This window comes from Acinetobacter sp. 161(2023) (assembly GCF_037027805.1).
GTDB lineage: Bacteria > Pseudomonadota > Gammaproteobacteria > Pseudomonadales > Moraxellaceae > Acinetobacter.
The window spans coordinates 1-24,382 of sequence record NZ_JAZEYD010000002.1 but is presented as its reverse complement, the minus strand read 5'-3'; the positions used below and the strand labels follow the sequence as shown (position 1 = coordinate 24,382).

24 protein-coding genes and 1 pseudogene are annotated in these 24,382 nt (G+C 34.4%); 20 read left to right on the top strand and 5 right to left on the bottom strand.

The features are described 5' to 3' along the window. Positions 1–74: 74 nt before the first annotated feature. The 4 genes from WA249_RS01815 to WA249_RS01800 are packed head-to-tail and all read left to right on the top strand — an operon-like array spanning position 75 to position 5,111. Entirely contained in the window at positions 75–1,094 is a 1,020-nt protein-coding gene (locus tag WA249_RS01815) for an HlyD family efflux transporter periplasmic adaptor subunit (protein WP_336166165.1), read from the top strand. Then, a complete protein-coding gene (locus WA249_RS01810; protein ID WP_336166164.1) occupies positions 1,087–2,850 on the top strand; it encodes an ATP-binding cassette domain-containing protein in 1,764 nt (587 codons plus the stop codon). The genes WA249_RS01815 and WA249_RS01810 overlap by 8 nt, the downstream gene beginning before the upstream one ends. Before the next feature lie 10 nt (positions 2,851–2,860). Next, positions 2,861–3,985, top strand: a complete 1,125-nt coding sequence (locus WA249_RS01805) for an ABC transporter permease (RefSeq protein WP_336166162.1) — start codon at positions 2,861–2,863, stop codon at positions 3,983–3,985. A 4-nt stretch (positions 3,986–3,989) separates the two neighbouring features. Beyond that, positions 3,990–5,111, top strand: coding sequence for an ABC transporter permease (locus tag WA249_RS01800; protein ID WP_336166160.1), 1,122 nt, complete (start codon positions 3,990–3,992; stop codon positions 5,109–5,111). 35 nt (positions 5,112–5,146) lie between these two features. On the opposite strand, the gene WA249_RS01795 is transcribed toward WA249_RS01800, so the two are convergent. Next, positions 5,147–6,016 (bottom strand): DUF2797 domain-containing protein, encoded by an 870-nt coding sequence (locus WA249_RS01795; RefSeq protein WP_336166158.1) that lies wholly within the window; start codon positions 6,014–6,016, stop codon positions 5,147–5,149. Positions 6,017–6,055: 39 nt separating this feature from the next. On the opposite strand from WA249_RS01795, the gene WA249_RS01790 reads away from it, so the two are divergent. Together WA249_RS01790 and WA249_RS01785 are read left to right on the top strand one after the other, a co-directional pair. Further along, positions 6,056–6,517 (top strand): DUF6231 family protein, encoded by a 462-nt coding sequence (locus WA249_RS01790; protein WP_336166157.1) that lies wholly within the window; start codon positions 6,056–6,058, stop codon positions 6,515–6,517. A gap of 99 nt (positions 6,518–6,616) precedes the next feature. Continuing rightward, positions 6,617–7,207, top strand: a complete 591-nt coding sequence (locus WA249_RS01785; protein WP_336166156.1) for a YidB family protein — start codon at positions 6,617–6,619, stop codon at positions 7,205–7,207. A gap of 288 nt (positions 7,208–7,495) precedes the next feature. Here WA249_RS01785 and WA249_RS01780 read toward each other — a convergent pair whose 3' ends face one another. Continuing rightward, positions 7,496–8,170 carry a metallophosphoesterase gene (locus WA249_RS01780; protein ID WP_336166155.1) on the bottom strand — a complete coding sequence of 225 codons (675 nt, stop codon included), beginning with the start codon at positions 8,168–8,170 and terminating at the stop codon, positions 7,496–7,498. A gap of 195 nt (positions 8,171–8,365) precedes the next feature. Between WA249_RS01780 and WA249_RS01775 the strand changes: the two genes are divergently transcribed. Continuing rightward, positions 8,366–8,623, top strand: coding sequence for a helix-turn-helix domain-containing protein (locus WA249_RS01775; RefSeq protein ID WP_336166154.1), 258 nt, complete (start codon positions 8,366–8,368; stop codon positions 8,621–8,623). 34 nt (positions 8,624–8,657) lie between these two features. Here the strand turns inward: WA249_RS01775 and WA249_RS01770 are convergent, their stop codons facing one another. After that, the gene (locus WA249_RS01770; protein WP_336166152.1) at positions 8,658–8,870 is read right to left on the bottom strand and encodes a helix-turn-helix domain-containing protein; all 213 of its coding nucleotides are present in this window, start codon (positions 8,868–8,870) and stop codon (positions 8,658–8,660) included. Positions 8,871–8,966: 96 nt separating this feature from the next. Here WA249_RS01770 and WA249_RS01765 point away from each other — a divergent pair, with 96 nt between their 5' ends. Both WA249_RS01765 and WA249_RS01760 read left to right on the top strand, forming a co-directional pair. Then, positions 8,967–9,686: a hypothetical protein gene (locus tag WA249_RS01765; RefSeq protein ID WP_336166151.1), complete on the top strand. Its 720-nt coding sequence runs from the start codon at positions 8,967–8,969 to the stop codon at positions 9,684–9,686. A gap of 121 nt (positions 9,687–9,807) precedes the next feature. After that, positions 9,808–10,299 carry a hypothetical protein gene (locus WA249_RS01760; RefSeq protein WP_336166149.1) on the top strand — a complete coding sequence of 164 codons (492 nt, stop codon included), beginning with the start codon at positions 9,808–9,810 and terminating at the stop codon, positions 10,297–10,299. A 107-nt stretch (positions 10,300–10,406) separates the two neighbouring features. Here the strand turns inward: WA249_RS01760 and WA249_RS01755 are convergent, their stop codons facing one another. Then, a complete protein-coding gene (locus WA249_RS01755) occupies positions 10,407–10,658 on the bottom strand; it encodes a hypothetical protein (protein WP_336166147.1) in 252 nt (83 codons plus the stop codon). 433 nt (positions 10,659–11,091) lie between these two features. On the opposite strand from WA249_RS01755, the gene WA249_RS01750 reads away from it, so the two are divergent. The 10 genes and pseudogenes from WA249_RS01750 to hpaR all read left to right on the top strand — a co-directional run bounded on the left by WA249_RS01750 (position 11,092) and on the right by hpaR (position 22,751). Then, positions 11,092–12,126, top strand: a complete 1,035-nt coding sequence (locus WA249_RS01750) for a nucleotidyltransferase domain-containing protein (RefSeq protein WP_336166146.1) — start codon at positions 11,092–11,094, stop codon at positions 12,124–12,126. Next, entirely contained in the window at positions 12,123–13,856 is a 1,734-nt protein-coding gene (locus tag WA249_RS01745; protein ID WP_336166143.1) for a ThiF family adenylyltransferase, read from the top strand. The genes WA249_RS01750 and WA249_RS01745 overlap by 4 nt, the downstream gene beginning before the upstream one ends. Next, positions 13,849–14,337 carry a Mov34/MPN/PAD-1 family protein gene (locus tag WA249_RS01740; RefSeq protein WP_336166141.1) on the top strand — a complete coding sequence of 163 codons (489 nt, stop codon included), beginning with the start codon at positions 13,849–13,851 and terminating at the stop codon, positions 14,335–14,337. Before WA249_RS01745 ends, WA249_RS01740 begins: the two co-directional genes overlap by 8 nt. 1 nt (position 14,338) lies before the next feature. Next, positions 14,339–15,934, top strand: a complete 1,596-nt coding sequence (locus WA249_RS01735) for an SAVED domain-containing protein (protein WP_336166139.1) — start codon at positions 14,339–14,341, stop codon at positions 15,932–15,934. Positions 15,935–16,093: 159 nt separating this feature from the next. Beyond that, a complete protein-coding gene (locus WA249_RS01730; protein WP_336166138.1) occupies positions 16,094–17,329 on the top strand; it encodes a hypothetical protein in 1,236 nt (411 codons plus the stop codon). A 174-nt stretch (positions 17,330–17,503) separates the two neighbouring features. Then, positions 17,504–18,136 (top strand): annotated as a pseudogene (locus WA249_RS01725) (aldehyde dehydrogenase family protein); the annotation flags it as partial. A gap of 165 nt (positions 18,137–18,301) precedes the next feature. After that, positions 18,302–19,675, top strand: a complete 1,374-nt coding sequence (locus tag WA249_RS01720) for an MFS transporter (RefSeq protein WP_336166135.1) — start codon at positions 18,302–18,304, stop codon at positions 19,673–19,675. 250 nt (positions 19,676–19,925) lie between these two features. Beyond that, on the top strand, positions 19,926–21,194 hold the full coding sequence (locus WA249_RS01715; RefSeq protein WP_336166133.1) for a p-hydroxyphenylacetate 3-hydroxylase oxygenase component: 1,269 nt from the start codon (positions 19,926–19,928) through the stop codon (positions 21,192–21,194). Between the two features lie 27 nt (positions 21,195–21,221). Then, a complete protein-coding gene (locus WA249_RS01710) occupies positions 21,222–22,169 on the top strand; it encodes a p-hydroxyphenylacetate 3-hydroxylase reductase component (protein ID WP_336166449.1) in 948 nt (315 codons plus the stop codon). 156 nt (positions 22,170–22,325) lie between these two features. Next, complete coding sequence (hpaR, locus tag WA249_RS01705; RefSeq protein ID WP_270907198.1) at positions 22,326–22,751, top strand: homoprotocatechuate degradation operon regulator HpaR; 426 nt, start codon at positions 22,326–22,328, stop codon at positions 22,749–22,751. Between the two features lie 98 nt (positions 22,752–22,849). On the opposite strand, the gene rarD is transcribed toward hpaR, so the two are convergent. Beyond that, entirely contained in the window at positions 22,850–23,755 is a 906-nt protein-coding gene (rarD, locus tag WA249_RS01700) for an EamA family transporter RarD (protein ID WP_238515077.1), read from the bottom strand. A gap of 107 nt (positions 23,756–23,862) precedes the next feature. Here rarD and WA249_RS01695 point away from each other — a divergent pair, with 107 nt between their 5' ends. Continuing rightward, complete coding sequence (locus tag WA249_RS01695; protein ID WP_238515078.1) at positions 23,863–24,324, top strand: Lrp/AsnC family transcriptional regulator; 462 nt, start codon at positions 23,863–23,865, stop codon at positions 24,322–24,324. Positions 24,325–24,382: the final 58 nt, after the last annotated feature.

The window sequence follows — 24,382 nt, the reverse complement described above, 5'->3', positions numbered from 1 at the left end:
CAAAGATTGGAGTAATTTAAATTTAAATTGAATTTAAACTAAGAAAATTTGAATTTAATAAGAAGGCCAATAAGATGAATAAAAAAGTGATTGCCGGTGTTTTAGTTATTATAGCCGTAACTTTAATTGGCTTTTGGGTGTGGGAATATCATAATAAAAAACAATCAGATAGTTCTTTAACTTTATATGGGAATGTTGACATTCGCCAAGTTTCACTTGCGTTTGAACAGTCTGGGCGTATTCAAAAACTTTTGGTTCAAGAGGGTGATAAAGTTAAAGCTGGTCAAGTACTAGCAACTCTAAATACCAATGCATTACAGATTCAGGCAAAACAAGCACAGGCACAGCTCAAAGCGCAACAAGAGGCAATTGTTAAACAAGAAGTGGGAGCTCGTCCTGAAGAAATTACCCAAGCAAAAGCACAACTTGCTTCTGCTCAAGCTGAGCTTGATAAAACCAATAAAAACTTGCAACGCTTACAAATTTTGGTAAGTAGTACTGATGGTCGAGCAATTAGCCAACAAGAGCTAGACTATGCCAAAAGTAATAAAGATAGTGCTGAGGCAGCGGTCCGTGAAAGACAAGCCAATTTAGAATTGATCATTAAAGGTGCTCGACAAGAAGATCGTGAAGCGACCAAAGCACAGTATGAAGTAACCAAAGCTAATTTAGATCTAATTAACTATAACCTTACCCAGACTGAACTAAAATCTCCTGTAAATGCAGTGGTACGAGCTCGGTTACAAGAAGTTGGGGATATGACAACTGCGCAAAAGGCCGTTTATACATTGGCTTTGACCGATCCAAAATGGATTCGTGTGTATGTAAACGAACAAGATTTAAGCTCTATTAAAATGGGCGGCACGGCCCAAATTATTCGTGATTCTGATCCTAATCAGCCCATTAATGGAAAAATTGGCTATATATCTTCAGTGGCTGAGTTCACACCTAAAACAGTACAGACTGAAGAGATTAGAACAACACTTGTTTATGAAGTTAGGGTGTATGTAAATGATCCGAATGATCAATTAAAAATGGGCCAACCCGTAACTGTAAAAGTGTCACGTGCTTCAGGTGAGAAAGCTCATGACTGATGAAAAAGCAGTGGTTCAAGTTAAAAATTTGTTCATGACTTTTAAGGCTGAGAGTAAAAAGGCAGCAGATATTAGTGCAATTGTTGATTTGAATATTCAAATTAATAAAGGAGAACTTACCGCTTTAGTTGGTCCAGATGGTTCAGGGAAAACAACCTTATTAAGATTAATTGCAGGACTATATAAAGCGACTTCAGGTTCATTAAATGTACTTGGAATTGATGTGAGTAAAAATCCGCAGGCTGTACAAGACCGTATTAGCTATATGCCACAACGCTTTGGACTATATGAAGATTTAAGCGTACAGGAAAATTTAGATTTATATGCTGACTTACACGGTGTTTCAAAGGATGTACGGGGGCAAAGGTTTAAGCGGTTATTGGAAATAACGGATCTTACTCAGTTTACTCAACGCCTAGCTGGGCAACTGTCTGGTGGGATGAAACAAAAACTAGGATTGGCATGTACGTTAGTTCGGTCCCCAGAATTGCTCTTACTTGACGAGCCTAGTGTTGGAGTAGACCCTTTATCAAGGCGGGATTTGTGGATCATTATTGAACAGCTTGTTCAGGAAGAAAACTTAAGCGTAATTATAAGTACTGCTTATATGGATGAGGCAGAAAAATGTGCTCAAGTTTATATCATGCATGAGGGAAAAATTTTAAAACAAGGTTCACCTGAACAATTAAAAGAAATAGCACGTGGACAAACATGGAATATAAAACCTTCAGAGCAGATTAAAGCTCGGACCTTACAAGCCCAATTACTTGATAACCATGTAGAGATTATTGATGCTGTTCCAAAGGGTGAACAAGTGAATTTTATTAGTTGTCAAAAAGAGCTATTAGCCGATACTTTACCTGAAGGGCTAAAAGCCAATGCGCGACCACCTGAACTTGAAGATGCATTTATGATGCTGTTGCAGCAGACTCAAAAGCAACCAAAACATATACCTATTTCTGAGCAAGCATTCCAATTAGAACAAAACGATAATTTAAAATCAGAGCCACCTATCATTGTAGTTAAAGATTTAGTCCGAACTTTTGGAGATTTTACTGCCGTTGCCAATACTTCATTTACTGTACAACGTGGTGAAATATTTGGATTACTTGGGCCAAATGGCGCGGGTAAAACGACAACTTTTCGAATGTTGTGTGGATTGCTACCAGCAAGTAGCGGGTATTTGGAAGTTGCTGGGAAAAACTTACGGACAGCTCGTGCTGAGGCAAGAGCAAAAGTAGGTTACGTCTCTCAAAAATTTGCACTGTATAGCAATTTAACTGTCTTGGAAAACTTGAATTTTTTTGGGGGAGCTTATGGGTTATCTGGCAAAAAACTAAATCAACAAATTGATACAGCCTTACAGCAATACGATTTAAAGCCTCATAGTAAAAGCGGTGATTTACCCGGTGGTTATAAACAACGCTTATCTATGGCTGCTGCACTATTACATGAACCAGAAATTTTATTTTTAGACGAACCTACGAGCGGAATTGACCCGCTTGCACGGCGATCATTTTGGTACAGCATTGGTGAGCTGGCAAATCAGGGCATTACCATAATTATTACCACGCACTTTATGGAGGAAGCAGAGTATTGCGACCGCATTGCCATACAAGATGCCGGAAAGTTATTAGCCTTAGGTTCCCCCCAACAAGTACGCAATTTAGCAAGTAAAGATAAACATATTGCTGACATGAATGAGGCTTTTATAGCGATTGTGGAACAAGCACGCACCTTAAGGCATGCTGTTTAGGAGGTCTACAATGAGCTTTGGATTTTGGAATCGGCTGACAGCGTTAGTTCGTAAAGAAACTAAGCAGCTTATTCGCGATAAAAGCAGCCTCGGGATTGGACTCGTTTTACCTGTTATTTTAATTCTATTGTTTGGTTATGGACTTTCCTTTGACTTAAATCTGGCACGAGTTGGCGTTGTAGTTGATCAACCTTCTCCACAGATCAATCAGGCTTTAGCTGGTTTAAATGGCTCAAGATATTTAACAAGCCAAGAGTTTCATAATTTGCCTGAAGCAGAGCAGGCCATTCGAGATGGAAAAATTGATGCCATTTTGCATTTTCCTTCAGATTTTGCGAATCAAGTACAGCAAGGTAATGCAAAGGTTCAACTGTTATTAAATGGTACATCAACCACCATAGCAACAGCCTTAGAAGGTTATGTTGCAGGTGCTTTAGCTACCGCGCCGTCTATACAAGTTGACCGTAGCCCAATATTAGCAACGTCAAGCGCCGTTAATATTGAACAACGAATATGGTTTAACGAATCTGGTAACAGTACTTGGTTTTTAGTCCCTGGCTTAATGGTGCTCATTTTAACTTTAATTGGCGCATTTTTAACTGGTTTACTTATTGCCCGTGAAAGGGAACGGGGAACTCTAGAAGCTTTATTTGTTACACCTGTACGGCCATTTGAAATTGTATTAGCAAAACTCATTCCCTATGTGGTGGTCGGCATGATTGATATTGTGATCTGTATTGTTGCTGCATATTTTATTTTTGAAGTACCTATGCGCGGTTCATTATTCTCAATTTTATCTGCTTCTTTTTTATATTTAATCGTCTCGTTATTACTTGGTTTAACCATATCAGGCTTTGCTCAAAGTCAGTTTCAGGCAAGTCAAATTGCTTTATTGGCAAGTTTTATGCCCGCACTTATGCTTTCAGGATTTGTTTTCGATACACGTAACTTACCTTGGGTTGTGCAAATTATTAGTCAGTTACTACCAGCTACGCATTTTATGATTTTAATTAAAACCTTATTTATGGGAGGCGATGATTGGAAGTTATGGTTTAAAGAGTGCGGTTTTCTGTTGGGATATATCGTTGTTTTGATATGTGCTGTGAACTTTTCACTGAAAAAACGGTTGAGATAAAGTTATGTGGCAGCAACTAATAATCACTTGGCTAAAACACTTAAGTTTTTTGGTCAAAAAAGAATTCTTAACTATTTTTAGTGACCCTGCAAATAGAGTTATTCTATTTGTTCCAGCTCTGATGCAGGCACTTTTGTTTGGTTATGCTGCTACTTATGATGTTAATCATGTGGATTATGCAATTTTAGATCAAAGCAATGGACAGGTTGCACATGAACTAATCTCAAAACTAGATGGCTCTGGTATTTTTAAGCGTGTTGCAACGCTTGAATATACTGATCAAGTCAATCAGGTAATTGATAGTCGTCAAGCATTAGTCGTGATTACAATACCTTCAGACTTTGAGAGCAAATTAAATAATAACCAGAGCTCGGCCATACAGGTCATTGTTGATGGCAGGAACTCATCAACTGCTGTTGTGGCAGGTTCATATCTAAACAAAATAATTAGTCAGTTTAATCAACAAAAATTTAATTCAGGCTTACCCATTAGCCTTGAAACAAGAACATGGTACAACCCAAATCAAGAATCTCGATGGAGTCTAATGCCTTCATTAATTGCGGCCTTAAGTATGATGCAGACATTACTTCTATCTGCTTTATCAGTCGCGCGGGAACGTGAGCAGGGTACGTTTGATCAGTTGTTAGTTACGCCATATACACCATTACAAATTATGATTGGTAAGGCTTTACCGCCAATTTTTGTAGGGCTGATGCAATCAACTATTATTTTATTAATCATTTTATTCTGGTTTAAAATTCCAATGAATGGCTCTATTGGGCTGCTTTATTTTGGTTTATTAAGTTTTAATGTGGCTGTAGTCGGTGTGGGCTTATCAATTTCGGCATTATCTTTAAATATGCAACAAGCCATGCTTTTTACTTTTTTATTGATTATGCCTTTGATGTTGCTTTCTGGCTTACTTACACCAGTAGAAAACATGCCGGAAGCATTACAAATAGCAACATATGCAAATCCTTTAAGGTTTGGAATTAACTTGGTACAACGGGTTTATTTAGAGGGGGCAAGCTTTGCACAAGTCAAATTTAACTTTATTCCAATGATCATTCTGGGAATAGTCACTTTACCTTTGGCAGCTTGGCTATTTAGAAACAGATTATCTTAATTAAAAAGCCCCATTTTAGGGGCTTTAAAATTTACTTAGGCACGTATAATGAGTTCGTAACCCGTATATTTACGGATGTTAATAACACCAATGTCAAAAATTAAATATTGGCCTTTAATGCCTTGTAATACACCACGAATTTTTGGTGTTTTATCTAAGTTTAGAGACTTAATTTTTTCAGGATATTGTTCAACTGGATAAACAAACTCACGTGGCAATTCATTTTCTAGTAGTTCAACCGTTTCGTTAAATTCAAGATTTTGACTAAATTCTTCACGAATAGATTGAATTTTTGGTGCAAACTCTTCGATTAACTGATCACGTTGTTCTGTCAGTTTCAGAGGTTCAGCTTCACCCTTAAGAAGTTTACGCCAATCAGTTTTATCAGCAACCAAAGAACCAAACATAGTTTCAAGTTGACCAGATAAACGGCGGGATCCAACTTTTAAAATAGGTAAGGCCTGAGTTGCACCTTGATCTAACCAACGACCTGGCATGTGATTGACACGAGTAATCCCCACTTTTAAAGCACTCGAATTTGCCAAATACACAATATGCGGTTGGAAACAAACATTGTGGGCAAAATCATCTTCACGACACGTACCTAAATGGTAGTGGCATGTTTCTGGTTTCATAATGCAGAGGTCACATTCTGCTTTAGTTTTAAAGCATTTAAAGCAGTGGCCTTGAGAATAAGACTTGGGTGTTTTAGTGCCACAAGAAGTGCAATAAATATTACCTGTCCATTCGATTTCTAGTTCTTGTCCTAAATTAAAAGGAAGATCAATTTCTGAACGGTCTAATACAAATTTGTATTCAACATTTGCCTTGGTTGTCTGTTGATCAGTTACACTAGCATCTTTTAGGCCTGCATGCATTTTATGGCAAATGCCTTGTAGTTCCATAAAGTTTAAACTCACATCTTTCAATTAAGGGTTGCAGTTATGGCTGAACAAAATGTCATCACTTCTATGCTAGACGATTTATCAAACGAACAGCCCATTCATACTGCACTTTCTATTGGCCAGAAAATTGACCAGAATAACGCAATTCAATGGCACTATTTTACCGTAACTGAGCTTTTAAGTCTGCCTTTTACTCAGCGTTATGACTTGGGTTTTGTATTGTTTGATACAGATGAAATGCAGAACATAACTGAAGTACAAAAGTCACAATTATTAGTGAAGCTAAGAGATTTATTAACAAAACGAATTGTTGTAGTAAGCAAACGCAGTGATGAACAGTTATTACGTTCTTTAGGTTTCACGCAACTCATTGATAAAACTTCACATGATAGTGATTTTGCTTTATGGCAATTTAATATATTGACCTATAAACATGTCCCTGATTGGTTTAATTCAAAGTTTTGGGCAAACCCAGAAAACTGGAATAAATTCCGCTGGTAATAGGTCATTAAATCTCTTTCAAAATTTAACAATTTGGCTTTTGCTGTCTTAACAAAAAAGCGCGTATGCTCATGTACAAACCATACATAAGAGTTACACATGACAAATTTAAGCAGTATTGTAGAAGTTTTGGCTCAGCAAGCTTTAGCTGGGAATCAACAAGCGTCAGGCCAAGGTGGTTTAGGTGGGATTTTAGGTTCTGTACTAGGACAAATGGGTGGTAATACTTCTTCTGGTGCTCAAGGTGGCCTTGGTGGAGTATTAGGTTCTGTATTGGGTCAAGTGACTGGAAATAATAATGCGCCTCAAGCAGGCGGTGGTGTACAAAGTTTATTAATTGCTGTTGTACCTTTAATTTTAGGTTGGGTTCAACAACAAGGTGGTTTGCAGGCTGCTTTAGAGAAGTTGAAAGGTGCAGGTTTAGGTAACCAAGTTCAAAGCTGGGTTGACCCAAATCAAAGCAATAGCGAAGTTCCTACTCAACAATTACAAAGTTTATTTAATCCAGCCGACATTGAACAAGTTGCTGCGCAAGCTCAAGCTCCAAAAGAGCAAGTTTACGGTGCAATTGCTTCGGTCTTACCTCAAGTCATTGATTCATTAACACCTCAGGGTGACAGTACCGATCATCAAGAAGCAAACCAAGATATTCAAAACGTGATGAATCTTGTAAGTGGTTTCTTAAAGTAAGCTACAAACTAAAAAAAGCCAGTATAAAAATATCGGCTTTTTTAATCTGCACAATAAAATAAAAGGGCTTCATATTCTTTCTAGTTGAAATTATATAAAATATTTTTATATATCTAATTATCAACAACATAGCTGCTAAATTGCATTTATATATATGAAATTTAATGTATAAAAACCGAAGTGAGCATTTTATTAATTATTTAATATTATTAAAACTTTATTTTATAAAAAATTCTCATTGAGTATAGTTTTCCAAGTTAAAAGCCGGCTCTATTGTTTGCAATTAACTCAAATTAATTTTTTTATATATAGATCTTTACTCCAGAAAGAACCAATATCGATATAAAAACAGTTATCTAATTGGACGGGTGCTTTTACAATGGTATGCCCTAAGTAGACCTCATCTATATTCTGTATAGTTTCAAAATCTTCACAATAGTGGCGGATACGCTCTCTTCCCCATAATGCTCTTCGATAAGAAGACTGTACGCCAGAGATATGATAATTACCTTGCTCAACATCTTTCTTGAATAATTCCCAGTCATTGCTATCTATATCTGCATGAACAAAACCAATCTTTTTATTACAAGTTTTCAATTCGATAAGAATAGGAAGTTGAGAGAAGATGGAAGAAATTTCTAACTGTTTATTCTGTGATAATGAGTAAAACCATTCACCACCATTTCTTAAATGTATATCTCTAATTCTAAGATCAGATTGCCCTAAAATACACATTTCCTCATGATTTCCTCGAACCATAGTGAACCACGGTTGGTTGATAAGAGTTAGACAATCGATATTTTCGGGACCTTTATCTATTAGGTCGCCAACTGATATGAGTAGATCATTATCAAAGTCAAAATTGTATTCACCTAATTTCTGCATTAGAAGAGAATAACAACCGTGTATATCACCTACGACAAAAACATGTCCTTGGGTATGGGATAAGTAGCGTGTAAACATAGCCAATACTCTATTACAGCAATCGAAGAGTGTAACTATCATTTTTTTTTTAAACTATTATTTTGAAAAGTTAATTTGTGTTTTCTAGTATATAAATCTAGATCATTAGATCTTTTAAAGTTAGCTATATAGCTAACTTTAGTCATTTTTTATAGCATGTTAGCTATATAGCTAACTTTTTATGGGAAGATTACGATGGCACATAGAGGTCAGATAGGTGAAAAAGTAAAAGAAGCAAGAAAAAACAAAGGTTATACGCAACAGAAGGTCTCTGAATTGACGAAAATTAATAAAACAACCATATCTGAAATTGAGAATGGCCGTTTTACAGGATCTTTTGATATCTTTGAGCGTATATTGGATGAGGTTGGATTACAGTTTGAAGTTGTGCAAAAGAAGCGTATTTTACCTGATTGGGATGAAATCGAAGCATTATTTGCAGAGAAAGATTAATGAATATCATGATAAATAAATTAAAAATTTTCCATTAGTTATCAGGCAGTAACTCTTTTGCATTAGTATCTAGGACTTCAGAAATCTCATACAATTTTAATATCGTAATATTGACTTCACCCCTTTCAATTCGACCAAGATAACTACGATCTATGTTACAAAGTAGTGCCAATTTTTCCTGACTAATTTGTTTCTCTTTACGTTTTTGACGAATTAATTGTCCAATTTTTATAGATAAATCTTGCATAAATTCTATTCACATAAAGAATAGAACTATTATTTTTTGCGGTTTAATAGTCCACGGATTATAATCCTCTTTTCTAATATTTTAAGTGAATTAAAAATGAGCAAGATTCCACTAAGTATAATTACCCTTTTCAGTTTGACTTTAGTCGGTTGCCAACAAATGCAGGAAGCTGCAAATTCAACCGTAAAAACAATTTCTAAAGGTGTTCAAGCTTATGATGGGTGGGTGAGTAATGGTACGGTCAAGGTTTGGAACGATATGCGGGATGAAAATATCCGCAATAAGTTCTTGGTACTTTCTTCACAAGGTAATAATAACGTTATCACTCTAAACTCAGCTTTATTAAAGGATAAGTACAAATTAGAGAAACGAACTTTCGATGCTATATTTCTAGAAAAATATATTACTCACCAAGCTAATTTTTCAGAAGCAAACCGTAGAATTAATAATGGTATTTATGTTTCAGAAAAGGACTTGGCTGCACAACTTTTTATTGAGCAAGCATTAGCTAGAGGTAATGAAGTTCGTTTATATAAGAAAGGTGTAAATGCATCACTTAACAATAATTTAAGACAAGCGATTACAGCCTTTAATGGTGCATCTAATCGTTATGATATCGATCCAGCTCTAATTGAATTTGATAAAAAGGGTAGTCCAGTTGCGATTATGACTCGTTCTTGGCAAACCATCTCAGCAATTGGAGTTGATAGCCGTATATATACCAATATTTACTTTGGTAAAGATATGATGCGTTGGTTTGAAAATAATTATACCAATCGTTACTTGGAAAATAATTTAATTCGGACATATCGTTAATTTACTTCAGTTTAAACCCAAATAAAGCATAGGAAAGACCAGTATTTTCCTATGCTTATCTATACTTTGGCTAAATAGCTGATTATTCATTGTCTATTTCAATAGTTGAACTTATATCGTTATGTCTAGACTAACTTTACCTTTTTACCATGAATTTTTTGAAATCCTTGAAAGTAATGAAATATTGAATTGGAGGGCAAATGACTTCGTCCGAGCCATTTTTAGTAAAAGGAAAAATATAGGAGACCAGGACCGCCAGTTAGTCTACAGAGGACTAGCTATTTTAGTGGAGTGTAAATATTTAAATCGTGAAAAGAAAGTCGAGAACAATAGGATATATAGATATAGTGAGGCTCCACGACTTAAGTTACATAAGGAAAATATCCAGCAAGAGAAAATAAAAGAAGTACTAGCTATCGAGCAAGATATTATTGAGAAATCATTACAGAGAATCAAAGTAGAGCAAATTCTTCTTCAAGATATTACCAATAAACATCCTGATTTTGAAAAATTCTTAAAAAAGTATGATGTGTATATTTCTAAAAAAATAATAGAACTGGAAACTAAAGTCATATTTATACGAGAAATTATTAATGATATAGAATGTTTTTAATTATTTGATTTTCTAATGATTATTTTAGGGTTGTGCGTCTATTCTGAGCTTTGGAATCTTTAACTAAACTAGTGGTATAAAATAAACTTAAGTTGTTGATTAATAGGTTATTGTCTATCATGTCGTTTTTTAATCTTAAATTTTCTGCGATTAGTAATTTTTTTGGAAAGATTAGGATTTCTTCCAGTTAATTTTTTAATAAAAACTGGTTGATCATCTTCTGGAGTCTTACTCCAAAGAATATCATTCTCTACGTAAAGTACTTTTCCATTACTTGCAGCTTTGACGAAGGTATCTCGAAGTACTTTGGCAGCTGCTTGAGCAATAGCACGTTCACCTATAATTCTTGTAGTTGACATATCTGAAACTCACAAAAATGATATTTTCTAAGTTATGACGAATCCTGTTATAGATAGCCATAAATATTTATAAGCATAATATTAATTTTTTATGATTCCAATATTAACTTTTAATCTCATAAAAGTTATAGGTAGTTCATAATTTAGATTTTTTTAATTGAGTTAGAGAAAATAATTGAAAACAGCATCTTTAGCTTTAGAGAGATAATTAAAAAATACGAGTTAGAAGGGGCAGAAATAAAATAAATTAGGTCAAATAAAATTACTACGTCAAATTGTGGCGTAGAGCATAACCAATCTATCTACTTCTTGTTAAAATTGTTTTAAACTCTTTACATAATTAATATCAAATATATATATTTCAAATAAGTAGCTAAATTACCTTGACTATGTGCATAAGGTAATTTCTGTTTGAAACTTCTAGGTGAAAGATATGAGTCTTCAAAGCAAATTTAATACTTTTAATCAACGGATCCAACTTACTCGTCAAGATGAGGCCTATAAAGAAGCACGGCAGAAAGATGAGAGTATCACTGATGTAATCAAAACAAAGTTTAAAGAAAATGGTTATTCTGTTATTGAAAATTTTGTACAAGGTTCTTTAGCTACTTTCACTGGCATTAAGGAGAAAGACAAGGATTTTGATATAGATCGTGCAATTGTTATTAACCATGATGATGCGCCAGATGATCCTGTAATAGTTAAAAGAGTAATCCTCGATATTCTAGAAGATCGTGGATTTCACAATACAAAAATTAAAAAACCTTGTGTTACTGCTGACTACAAATTTAAAGATTTACATATAGATATCCCAGTCTATAGAAAAACTCCTTGGGGAAGTTATCAACTAGCGGTAGGGAAAAAAGATTCTAATGCTGAGAATAAGGTATGGTCTGATTCAGCTCCATTGGCTCTAATTGATTGGGTAAATGATTCTTCAATTTTTGGGGAATATGAAGTTCAAAAGCTATATCAATTTCGTAGATTAGTTAGATATCTAAAACGATGGAGAAATCTAAAATTTAGTCACGATGTAAGCAGAAAGATTTACTCAATTGGCTTGACCATCATGATTAAACAGCACTTTAAACCTAGTATTGATTCAGAAGGTTGTCCAAATGACTTAATAGCCTTGAAAAATACTTTAAATTCCATTCTTAATTGGTCTGGGTATTTTATTTCTTATCCAGACGATCAATGGAAGATTCAAGTTAGTCTTCCAGTTTCACCATATCGGGACATCTTTCATGGGAGTAGTTTGAATACTGGTACAAGATTTAGAAACAGACTGTCCAATCTAAATTCATCACTTCAAACAGTCATTGATGAAAGTGATGAATCTAAACAATGTTCGCTGCTTATTGGTCAATTTGGCGATGATTTCCCAGAGGGTACAAATAATGCTTCTGCTACACGTAAGGCTGTATTTGCAACTTCTGGAGCTGTAGGGACCTCTCAAGGCGCATGAATTATCAGACTATTATTCAATACTTAACTACTCGCGGATACAATGTATCCGCAATAGAGTTTTGTTTATTACCAGCTATTAAAGTTGAATGTGAAATTTCAGGTTATGAAGTCTCCCTCATTCACATTAATGTTGATGAACTTAAAGAAATGCCATCTTTTGTTCTCCAAAAGCCAGAAGCATTTCCACGATTAGCACATACTCTTTCATTAGATAAATTAGGAGTTGCTTCCATATGTGTTAATGTTCCTGATTCCGTTTCTATCAATTACGAAGTACCTGAACTTGCATTTGAAGAGTCATTAAAGCGACATATAGCATTACTGAATCAATGCCTATCTGATCAAGAGTGGAATGAACAAGAATTATTACGTGAATTTTTAGCTGGATGGTATCAAATTCGAGAACAGGAATACGCCAATTTTCTTTGCCTATCTGATGCTGGTAATTTTGAAGTGATTGATGTTTTTCCACCTAAAAAGAAAAATGATAAATATGGTCTAGACTCTTATCACTTTGGAGTTCCAAAAGATTATAACCAGAATTCAAATTACTCTTTAATCAATAATCAAATCAAAGGGCGGGGTGTTTCAGTAGGTACAGGTTGTATAGTTCCTCTTCAAAATTTGATTCCTGCCCCATGGAGAAAGAGTGATTTAATTGATTGGTATATAAAAATATTAGATTTCATTGACCCATCAATACGTGAAAAACTCACTCATACTTTTGGTCAATATAGAGATCACTCTTTCTGGATTATTTTTAATGCTGTAACCGATTCAGGAAAAACTTGGTTTGGTTTGCACTTTGTACTCAAAAAAGACATTAAAGGTAAAAAGAATTTTCCACTAAATACCAATAATTTAGAGTTTTGGGATATTAAAGCGATGGATATTCGCCTGTTTAATAAAGAACGAATTATTCCTCGTAGCGGTGCAAATATATCACTACAAAATAAGAAAGTTTTACTTGTAGGATGTGGAAGCGTTGGGAGTCAGGTTGCAAATCAACTCGCTTCAACGGGTATTGGCCATTTAACGCTTGTAGATCCAGAATCACTTTCGCTCGATAACTTATATCGCCATAGCTTACCAACTACCTACGTAAATTGGCCTAAAACTTACGGGTTAATATTAGAATTACAAATGAAGTACCCGTGGCTTGATACGGCTCAAAAATTCTGTGGATTATTAGATTTAAGAGATGAAAACCTTCTTAATAGTTTCGATCTTGTCATTATTGCCATTGGTTCACCTACCCAAGAGCGCATCTTTCATGATTTCTGCATCAAAAAAGAAATTGAAACAGCAATAATTAATACATGGGTTGAAGGGTATGGTATTGGGGGGCACGCAACCTTAGATATACCTGATAGTGAAGGATGTTTCAGATGTGCATATGTAGATTCTTTAGAGTTTTCTAGAGGGTTGGTATCCAACCTTAACTTCTTAAAATCAGATCAACGGTTAACAAAAAATATAGCTGGCTGTGGTAATGCTTTTCTACCATATAGTAATCTAACAGCCATTCAAACAGCTCTAATTGCATCTGCCTTAGCGTCTAGATTCTTATTAGACGAAATCACTAAATCATCAAAAGTAAGTTGGAAAGGAAGCCCTACAGGTGTTCTCAGCAATGGCTTCGAACTAACGGATCGTTATCAAGCTTTTACAAAGCCGCTGGAAGTATTACCTCTTTTAAATTCAGGATGTGATATTTGTAATGCATGATGAATATTTTCACATTTCTTTCCATGATTTAGACTTATCTATTTCGAATTCAGTGTATGACCTATGGCTTAAATATCGTCAAATAAACCAAAATGATACAGAAGCTTGTGGGGTACTTATTGGCACTAAAGACTTTGATAGTAATCATTACTGGATTGAAAGTACAACTGTACCGATGTCAAAGGACATTAGAAAAAAATACAGCTTTATAATGAAAGATCCCAGACACCAACAAATTGTAGATAAAGCATATATGGACTCTAATGGAAGCTCCATTTATCTAGGAACTTGGCATAGCCATCCTCAAATTATTCCAATTCCATCTCATGTAGATTATCAGGATTGGAAAAGATGTTTAAAACGTAATCTTGACAGAAGTTTATTTTTCATCATTGTTGGATTAGAACAAATAAAAATTGTCGTATATATGAATAATAAATTTATTGATCGATCTCTTATTATTGAAAATGAGGATATTTAATATGACTATAGTAGATACAAAAAATTTTAACCAGGCAATGGATATGCCATTTGAAGAATTAGAAAAAGTTCTATCTTATATGACAGATATTAAAAAATTTATCACATGGGATAAAATTGGATTACTTAGTGATGAAAGCAGAAGAAATCTTATTATTCTCTTATTTAAAGATACTTTTCTTTGTGGAACCCTTCGACTAAATCTAGATATAAAAGAATGCGTGAAATGTATAGATATTATAAACGAAACTAATCAACCAATTGATTTACGGTTTTGGCAAGCTAATATTTTAAGCAAAGAAGATATCGAAAATATAGAAAATTTAAAAACTATTTGGGATGAGTGTGATGCAATATCAACACATCTCAATAATAGTCAACAAGTGCTTGATTTTCTTACATCCTATTTTAACCATACAAATAAGCTTGGTCGAGGGAAAGACTTTAATAAAGCGACGAAAGATAAAGTATGGAGTGATAGTCACGGTCGATGCATGTTTCTTGGTTGTGGTGAACAATTACAGTATGATTTCTTAACGGGGAACGGTGGAAATTTTTCTTATTTGGCACATAATGTTGCATCTGCTGAAGGTGGTGAGCGAGGTATACCTTATCTATCCGAAGCACTATCTAATGAACCTCATAATGTTTTACTACTGTGTGATAAACACCATCGCCTGATTGATAAAGTTGCAGCAGCAGATTATCCAGCCACAACTCTAGCATTAATGAGAAAAGAATTTTGTGATTTAACAGAAATTCTTTTGAATGGACTTCGTTTTGAAGCAGTTCCTGTATATACAATACTATGGCCTGTAAATGGACAGTTTGTTTCTAATCCCCAGTTAAAAGATATCGCATCCAGTTTATCGCTATTGAAAGCTAGAATTAAAGGTCAAGAGCGTTGTTTAACCGACAGTAACACTCCTTATAGAAAAAGACCTGAAAAATTTAATGAAGATTTAATTGAACTTATTCAGGAAGAGGCTGATCAAATCCTTCAAGGAACTAAACGGGAAGGATATAAAGCTGCTCTCTTTGCATTTGGACCTATGCCAGCTCTAATAGGTTTAGGAAGTCTATTAGGTAATAAAAATGAATTTACTCCTATGTTGCGATTTCGCGATAGTAGTAGTTGGTTATGGCCACATGAAAATATTGTCGATGCTTTTTATGAAATTACAGGACTTGATTCTCTTACACAAAATGATGATATAGTAATTTGTATAAACTTTACTGCAATAGCTGAGCCAATCAAGGAAAAGGCTAATCAACTTAATAAGACATCAGGAGCCAGTATTATAGAAATAACAGCATTACCAGAATATCTAGGAAATGGAGCTATCCCTAATCCAGAAAGCGGGAAAAAATTCTGCGCTCGTTTACAACAATTATTACATGAACTGAAGAATAAGTATGGTGCACAAAGAACTCATTTACTTGTATGTGCTTCAAATGCTGCCTGTGTTTTTATTGGCCAAGCTATAGATTTACATCATCCAGAAATCATTGTTTATGATTTTGCTAAAGATGATATGGTGGCACGTTTAGTAATTAAGAATAATGGAAGAACTAATATACTTGAGCTTCCACACTAATAAATAGAAAATATTTTATCTGTAGGAAATTCACTGACTTTGGATTGCCTGTATAATTAGATTTAGATATTAAATTTTAAATAACTTTATTAACTGTAGAAATATATTCTTAATTAAATATTTTGTTATTTAATAAAAGGTAATGAAAAGGTTTTTGAAATGATGAGTAAAATGGATATAGAGAATTTTCACCAGTCATTAAGTAATATAGATTTAAGATTTTTAGATTCAGAATATACTAAAACAACAAAAGAGCTTGTTAAAAAATTTAATGCAACTCGAGCTTTTTTGAATAAATGGTGGGTAATAACACCTACTGATTGGTCATGTCCTGTATGTCATAGAAAAAAAAGTGAAATTGTACATGTAAATGAATTAAATTATTTAGTCGGTCATTTACATGAGCATCATGACCATATGAAAGATATAGTAAAAAAACTATTCGAAAAAGCATGTAAAAAGAAAGAAAAAATTATAGCAGATGAACTTTCTGAAAGGTTTGCAACTAAAATAGCTTTTGCTCTTGAAGCTTATGATAATACAGTAATTTGTGCAGATTGTAATAAAGCAGATGGAATAGCTAAACAACTAGTAAAAACTAACTTTAATTTTTCTTTTTCACCAAATGAAATAAGTGAATTTATTATTATTCAACCAAATGTTGAACATCAAATTGATATAGATAAAGCAAGAAATATCTGGTTAGAAGCCCAACCTACCTTTGAATTGAGAATGAATTGGGCTTATCAATTTGCAGAGATGGCTGCTAATAAACAAGATTGGTATCAACCTTCATCACCAACAGCAAAGCAATTAGAGCGGCGTACAGAGAATTTATATAAGTTAAATGGTTTGCTGGAATATGATTTATATTTTCATTATGGATACCTTTACGAAGGGCAGCCTATAGTTGGAGCAAATAACTCATGGAGAATGCACGAAGCAAAAATTAATAAAGCTCCGTCACAAAAGGATTTAGAATTTTTAAAAAAAATGAAAAAAGCTGACTGGGAGAAATATAATGATGATTGGATTTGCCCTAGTTGTATGTTAAGAAAAATACAATGTATTAGAAAAAATAAGAAGAATCAGTGGATTCTTGAAATAAAAAAAGTTTATTTATTTAGAAGTGATGGTCAACAAAATATACAAACGGTAAGTACGGCTATGTGTAATGATTGTTGCAATACAGCATTACATATTGGTAGAGAAGTAAAAGGTTTGTTAGGAGTAGAAGTTGATTTCCCCAGTTCATTTATATCTTTAGATGAATTATCAAAAACAATATTGCCTAGACCTCATTCTAAGCATGAATATCAAAATGAAATAATTGATAATTTATTGCCAGTTTTAATGAAAAGATATGAGATTCTTAAAGAAAAAAAACTCATCTAAAATTGATATTCTTGAATAGTGATTGTAGAAAAATAGAAATAATATTGAAATTTCAGTTTACTATACTGTATTTAATTTTTCATTCATCCACTTAAAAGCTTCTTGCACAACATAGTGGACAATAAGATAGAGGAGAACATCTATCTTTAATTTTAAAATCATTAGTAAATGCATGCTGTTGAAGGTGCGATTGCATCTAAATTCCGCAATAGTGGACAAACATGTGTATGTACCAATCGCTTATTAGTTCAGGCTTCTGTTTACGATGTATTTATTGAAAAATTAAGCATTGCGGTTGCAAAACTGAAAGTGGCACCAGCTTTCGAAAATGGAGCAGAGCAAGGTCCTCTAATCAATGAAAAGGCGGTTGAGAAAATTCAAGAACATATTTTAGACGCTACCTCAAAAGGTGCAAAAATTATTTATGGTGGTCATCGACATGCTTTGGGGCAGACTTTTTTTGAACCAACAGTTTTAGCTAATGTAACGCCTGATATGTTAGTAGCCAATGATGAAACCTTTGGACCATTAGCTCCTGTATTCAAGTTTGAGACAGAAGAACAAGCTGTTGAGATGGCAAATGACACTGAGTTTGGTCTAGCTTCATACGTCTATACGCAAAACTTAAGCCGTGCTTGGAGAGTAGGCGAAGCTTTGGAATATGGTATGGTTGGCATCAATGAAGGCATTATTTCAACTGAAGTTGCTCCATTTGGTGGAATCAAAGAGTCTGGTACAGGCCGAGAAGGCTCAAAATATGGCTTAGAAGACTATCAAGAACTCAAATATATGTGTATGGGAATCTAATTTCCCTAATTAATTTAAAAAAATATCCACATAGTTAATATGTTAACTATGTGGAATGAGGCATATCTTTTAGTCACTACAGAAGAAGTATTAAATAAATGGTTAATATATTAACTATTTTGAAAAAAGTATAGAAATAAGATTTCATCATGCAAGGAGCAAGCAATGAGTGACACGATTACAACTTTTGATAAGGAAAATTTAAGTGTGGAAGAAAGGAAAGTTGCTTTCGCCACAATTATCGGTACCACAGTGGAGTGGTATGACTTTTTTATCTATGCGGCAGCCGCTGGTCTAGTTTTTAAAGACCTTTTCTTTTCTCCAGCAGGTGACTCATTAGGAACAATACTAACTTTTGCAACTGTAGGACTAAGCTTTCTTTTTCGACCATTAGGAGCTTTCTTGGCAGGCTATATTGGAGATAGATATGGGCGTCGTTTTGTACTTGTAATGACTTTAATTCTCATGGGTCTTGCCACCACAAGTATTGGACTATTACCTACTTATGATTCTATTGGTATTTGGGCACCTGTACTTTTACTTATCTTAAGAATATTACAGGGTTTAGCAGCTGGCGGTGAATGGGGAGGTGCTGTTTTAATGGCTGTCGAGCATGCACCAAATCACAAGCGAGGACGTTTTGGGGCTTTTCCGCAGATAGGTGTTCCTTTAGGGCTTATTTTGGCCTCAGTAATGTTCGCATTAATGACAGGGTTTATCTCCCCTGGAGACGCATTTATAGAATGGGGATGGCGAATTCCTTTCTTATTCAGTATTGTTTTACTATTTGTAGGGCACTGGATACGCCGTACCGTTGAAGAAAGCCCTGTATTTGAAGAGATAAAACAACGTAAAAGCACTTCAACTACGCCCATTCGTGATCTCTTTAAAAACCATGCTCTTCTTGTTATTTTAGTTGCGCTTGTTTTTGCAGGAAATAGTGCTTGTGGTTATATGACTACAGGAGGTTTCATTCAAAATTATGCAACTAATCCTGACGGACCGCTGGCCTTACCGAGAACCCCAATTCTAATATGTGTAACGTTAGCTTCAATAATATGGTTAATTTCAACATGGTTTTCGGGAGTTTTATCCGATAATATTGGACGAAAGAAAACCTATATTTTTGGATGGATTGTACAATTATTCGCTGTTCTAACTTTATTTCCACTTGTTAATACTGCTTCAATTCCATTAATTGCTTTGGCATTATGTTTTCTAGCACTTGGAATTGGTCTTACCTACGGCGTGCAATCAGCCTTCTATTCTGAACTTTTTCCAGCATCTATTCGTTTTTCCGGGATTTCAATATCTTATGCTCTTGGAGCTATTCTAGGAGGAGCGTTTGCTCCCATGATTGGGGCTTGGCTCATTAACGTGACTGGATCAACGTATGCAGTAACCATCTATTTATTATTAATGACAAGTATAGCTTTTCTTTCCACAATTTCATTAAGAGATCGTACTGGTATACCGTTAGGGCCAAACCATGAGAAAGAACAATCAGAATCTCCTGTGATATGGCACCACAATCAATAAAATAATATATTTTTATAAAGATAAAGCATCAATTTTCATTGGTGCTTTATTTGTTTAGAAATGAATAAAACATCTAAATACATAATTAATAAATAGTCGTGTTTGAAACTATGAAAAGTACCGTTTTAACTTTTAAAAGTGCATTAATCATTTAAATCATTTTCTTAATAATGGATTAAAGAGAAGCAAACATCATATGTAGACAAGAAGTCTATTTAGGAATGACTTTTAATTGAATGGAAACAACATTATGGAAAATACAGTTTTAAATCTGAATTCTGATGTAACTCATAATTCCGAAGAAAATTTCCAGCCAATTCGGCTTGTATATACTCAAGCGCAAACACCAGCTGTTAATGGAATGTCAATGCTTGAGAAAATTAAGCAAATTCTTCCGCAAATTGCACAGAATGCTGAAACAGCTGAGCAATTACGCCGTGTTCCTGATGAGAATATAAAACTCCTTAAAGAGATTAATTTTCATAGAGCGTTTCAGCCAAAAGTATATGGTGGCTTAGAAATGAGCTTACCAGATTTTGCAAATTGTATTGTTACCTTGGCTGGTGCATGTGCAGGTACGGCTTGGGCTTTTAGTCTTCTTTGTACCCATAGCCATCAAATCGCAATGTTTAGTAAACAACTTCAGGATGAGATTTGGTTAAAAGATCCTAATGCAACTGCAAGTAGTTCAATCGCACCTTTTGGAAAAGTTGAAGAAGTAGATGGTGGAATAATTTTAAATGGTGATTATGGCTGGAGTAGCGGTTGTGATCATGCTGAATATGCAATTGTTGGTTTTAACCGCTTTGACACTGAAGGCAATAAAATTTATAGCTTTGGAGTTATTCCTCGTAGTGACTACGAAATCGTAGATAATTGGTATGCTCAAGCTATTAAGAGTAGTGGTTCAAAAATGCTAAAGCTTGTGAATGTTTTTATTCCTGAATATCGTATTTCTAAAGCTAAAGATATGATGGAAGGGAAGTCAGCTGGCTTTGGCTTATACCCTGATTCAAATATTTTCTACTCACCATATCGTCCGTATTTCGCAAGTGGGTTTTCAGCTGTGAGCCTAGGAATTGCAGAACGTATGGTTGAAGCATTTAAAGAAAAACAAAGAAATCGTGTTCGCGCATATACGGGTGTAAACGTTGGTCTTGCTACTCCTGCTTTAATGCGCATTGCAGAATCCACACATCAAGTTGCTGCTGCACGTGCATTACTTGAAAAAACTTGGGAAGACCACCGTATTCATGGAATAAATCATCAATATCCCAATAAAGAAACGCTAGCTTTTTGGAGAACAAATCAAGCTTATGCAGTCAAAATGTGTATTGAAGCTGTTGATCGTTTAATGGCTGCTGCTAGTGCAACAAGTTTTATGGACAACAGTGAACTTCAACGTCTATTCCGTGACTCTCGTATGACTGGTGCACATGCTTACACTGATTATGATGTGTGTGCACAGATTTTGGGGCGTGAATTAATGGGTATGGAACCGGATCCAACAATGGTTTAAATGCGGGGATAAAGGAATATGAATGCAATGAATCAAGTAAATACGAATGTTGGGGAAAATGAAATTATTGATCCGAAAGCCTTTCGTCGTGCTTTAGGTAATTTCGCAACAGGTGTTACCATTATGACTGCTCAAAATTCATCAGGTGAGCGAGTAGGGGTAACGGCAAATAGTTTTAACTCTGTTTCACTAGATCCAGCTTTAGTTTTATGGAGTATCGATAAAAATTCTTCAAGTTATCAAGTTTTTGAAGAAGCTACCCATTTCGGAGTTAATATTTTATCAGCTGCTCAAATTGAATTATCTAATCGTTTTGCACGCCGAGGTGAAGATAAATTTGCCAATATTGATTTTGAGTTAGGGACTGGCAATGTACCACTTTTCAAAAACTGCTCTGCAGCTTTTGAATGTGAGCGGTATAATATTGTCGAAGGTGGTGATCATTGGATTATTATAGGCCGAGTAGTGAAGTTTCATGATCATGGTCGTTCACCACTACTCTATCACCAAGGTGCATATTCAGCAGTTTTGCCACATCCAAGTTTAAATATGAAGTCTGAAACTGCGGAAGGTGTTTTCCCTGGTCGTTTATATGACAATATGTATTACTTATTGACTCAAGCTGTACGAGCCTATCAAAATGACTATCAACCAAAGCAATTAGCGAGTGGTTTTCGCACCAGTGAAGCTCGTTTGTTGTTAGTTTTAGAAAGCAAAACCGCATCTAATAAATGTGATTTGCAGCGTGAAGTAGCGATGCCTATACGTGAAATAGAAGAAGCTACTAAAATCTTATCTGAAAAAGGGTTATTAATTGATAAAGGCGAACACTACGAATTAACTGAAGACGGTAATCGGTGCGCTCATATGCTCTATAAAATTGCAGAAAGTCACCAAGAAGATGTTTTTGCAAAATATACAGATAATGAACGAAAGCTATTTAAAAGTATGCTTAAAGATCTGATTGGAATTTAATAAAGATCTGAAAATATTATGAAATGAAGGGAGAAGGTCCCTTCATTTTTTTTATCTTGGCTTGTTAAACTAATAAAATACATTTCAGTATTATACTGATTTAATACTGAACAAAAATAAGTTAACATATTCACAAATTTGTTTTTTTGGAAAATAATGAAACCAATTCGTCCATCTTTAACATTAGCACTATTAGAAGCTCGTGAAGCTATCATGTCTCATTTTCGCCCAGCACTCAATGAAGTTGGATTAACCGAACAGCAATGGCGTATTATTCGAATTTTATATCAATATGAAGAGTTGGAGAGTAATCAGTTAGCTGAGTTGGCATGTATATTGAAACCAAGTTTAACTGGAATTCTAAATCGCATGATTGAACAAAAACTGGTTCAAAAGCGTAAAGATTATGATGATCAAAGGATTAGTTTGATTAGTCTTACTGAAAGTGGTCTTGAATGTTTTAAAACTCAAGCAGTAAAAATGGAAGCTTCTTATAAAAAAATCCAAGAACAATATGGTGAGGAAAAAATGGAAAATCTTCTGATTTTATTAAAAGACCTGACCAAAATTAAGCTCAATTAAAATCTTTGACCGATGAAAAAGTAGGGGTGGGTGTAGATAACAATGATTTGTTATCTACCGATAATAATGAATAGTATTTATAGTATAGAATTAATTTTTCAGACTTCTACTTTCTTAAATTTCTTTAATTGTAGTATTCCTTCAATTATGAGTACCAATACAGCCAGCCATATCGCTATGTAAGTAGGCCATTCAGCAGTTTGAATTGAATATCCAAGTAAGATTGATACAGCTAATAAGAACACTGGCTCAACATATACTAAAAGGCCAAAAAGAGTTAAATTCAAATATGGGGCTGAAAGAGATTGAAAACCTAATGCAAGTGCACTAATTAAGCCAAGCCCTAATATTAGCCAAATTATTTCGGGATCACTTATCAATTCAGCTGAACCAATATTTCCTTTAAAAATAAAATATAGACTAATTGGTAAACTCAAAAGCATGTCAAACCATAGGCCACCAATATTATTGGTTTGTGTCTTCTGTCTTAACCAGAAGTAAATCGGATAACCTAGGCATATAAGTAAAGTTGGCCAAGTAAATGTCTTTGCTACCAATACCATATTGATAATTCCAAGTATTGCAAAGATACACGCTATATTTTGCAATTTTGTCATTTTTTCTTTAAATGCGATTCGGCCTACAATAACCATGACGATTGGCATTATAAAATAACCAAGAGATACATCTATTCCATAACCATTTGTCGGCGCCCACATGAACAACCAAAGTTGTATTCCAATGAGAAATGAGGAAAATATTCGTGTTAAAAAGAAATAGCGGTCTTGAAATAGGCGCTTGTATATACTATTAATTTGATACCAATTTCCTTTTAAAATAATGAACAACGTTAAACAAGGTAAAGTCAGTAATATTCTCCAACCATACATTTCATTGCCCTTCAAAGTATCTAGCAAAGATGTATAGCCAAACATAGAAGCAAATAAAATTGAAGCAATCACATTCAATGTTATACCAAGTGATGTTTTCGAATTATTCAACATAATTAAATCTTTAAGAAATCCATGCAAATATTTTATTTCATTTGGATTGATAATTAGCCTTGTTTTTCTTACCATAAATGAGAAAATTTCTCACAGTATTATTTAGAATGTCATTAGATAAATTTGATTCAGCTTTACTTGAAATTTTACAAAAAGATTGTCTTATTCCTTTGCGTGAACTAGCAGATATTGTTCATTTGTCTACAGCATCTGTACAACGCCGTATCCAAAAACTACGTGAAAACGGCTATATAGTTGGAAATATTGCTGTTTTGGATCCCGATAAATTAAATCAGGTAATTACAATACTTGTAGAAATACGAGTTAATAAAACTCATGTTACAGATTTAAACGCTTTGAAAGAAAGCTTTTCTGGTCCAGAAGTCCAACAATGTTACTACGTTACTGGTGAGGCTGATTTTATGCTGGTATTATTAGTGCCTAGTATGAATCGTTTCCAAAAAATTTGTGATGACTTATTTCACAATAATTCTAATGTTGAGTGGTTTAAAACTACTGTTGTACTTGATCGAGTAAAAGTTACACTAGAAATCCCAGAAATAGGTTGAAATATATAGTCATTTAGCATTAAGACGGATTCTCTCTAAAAAGTAATTAAGAATAATA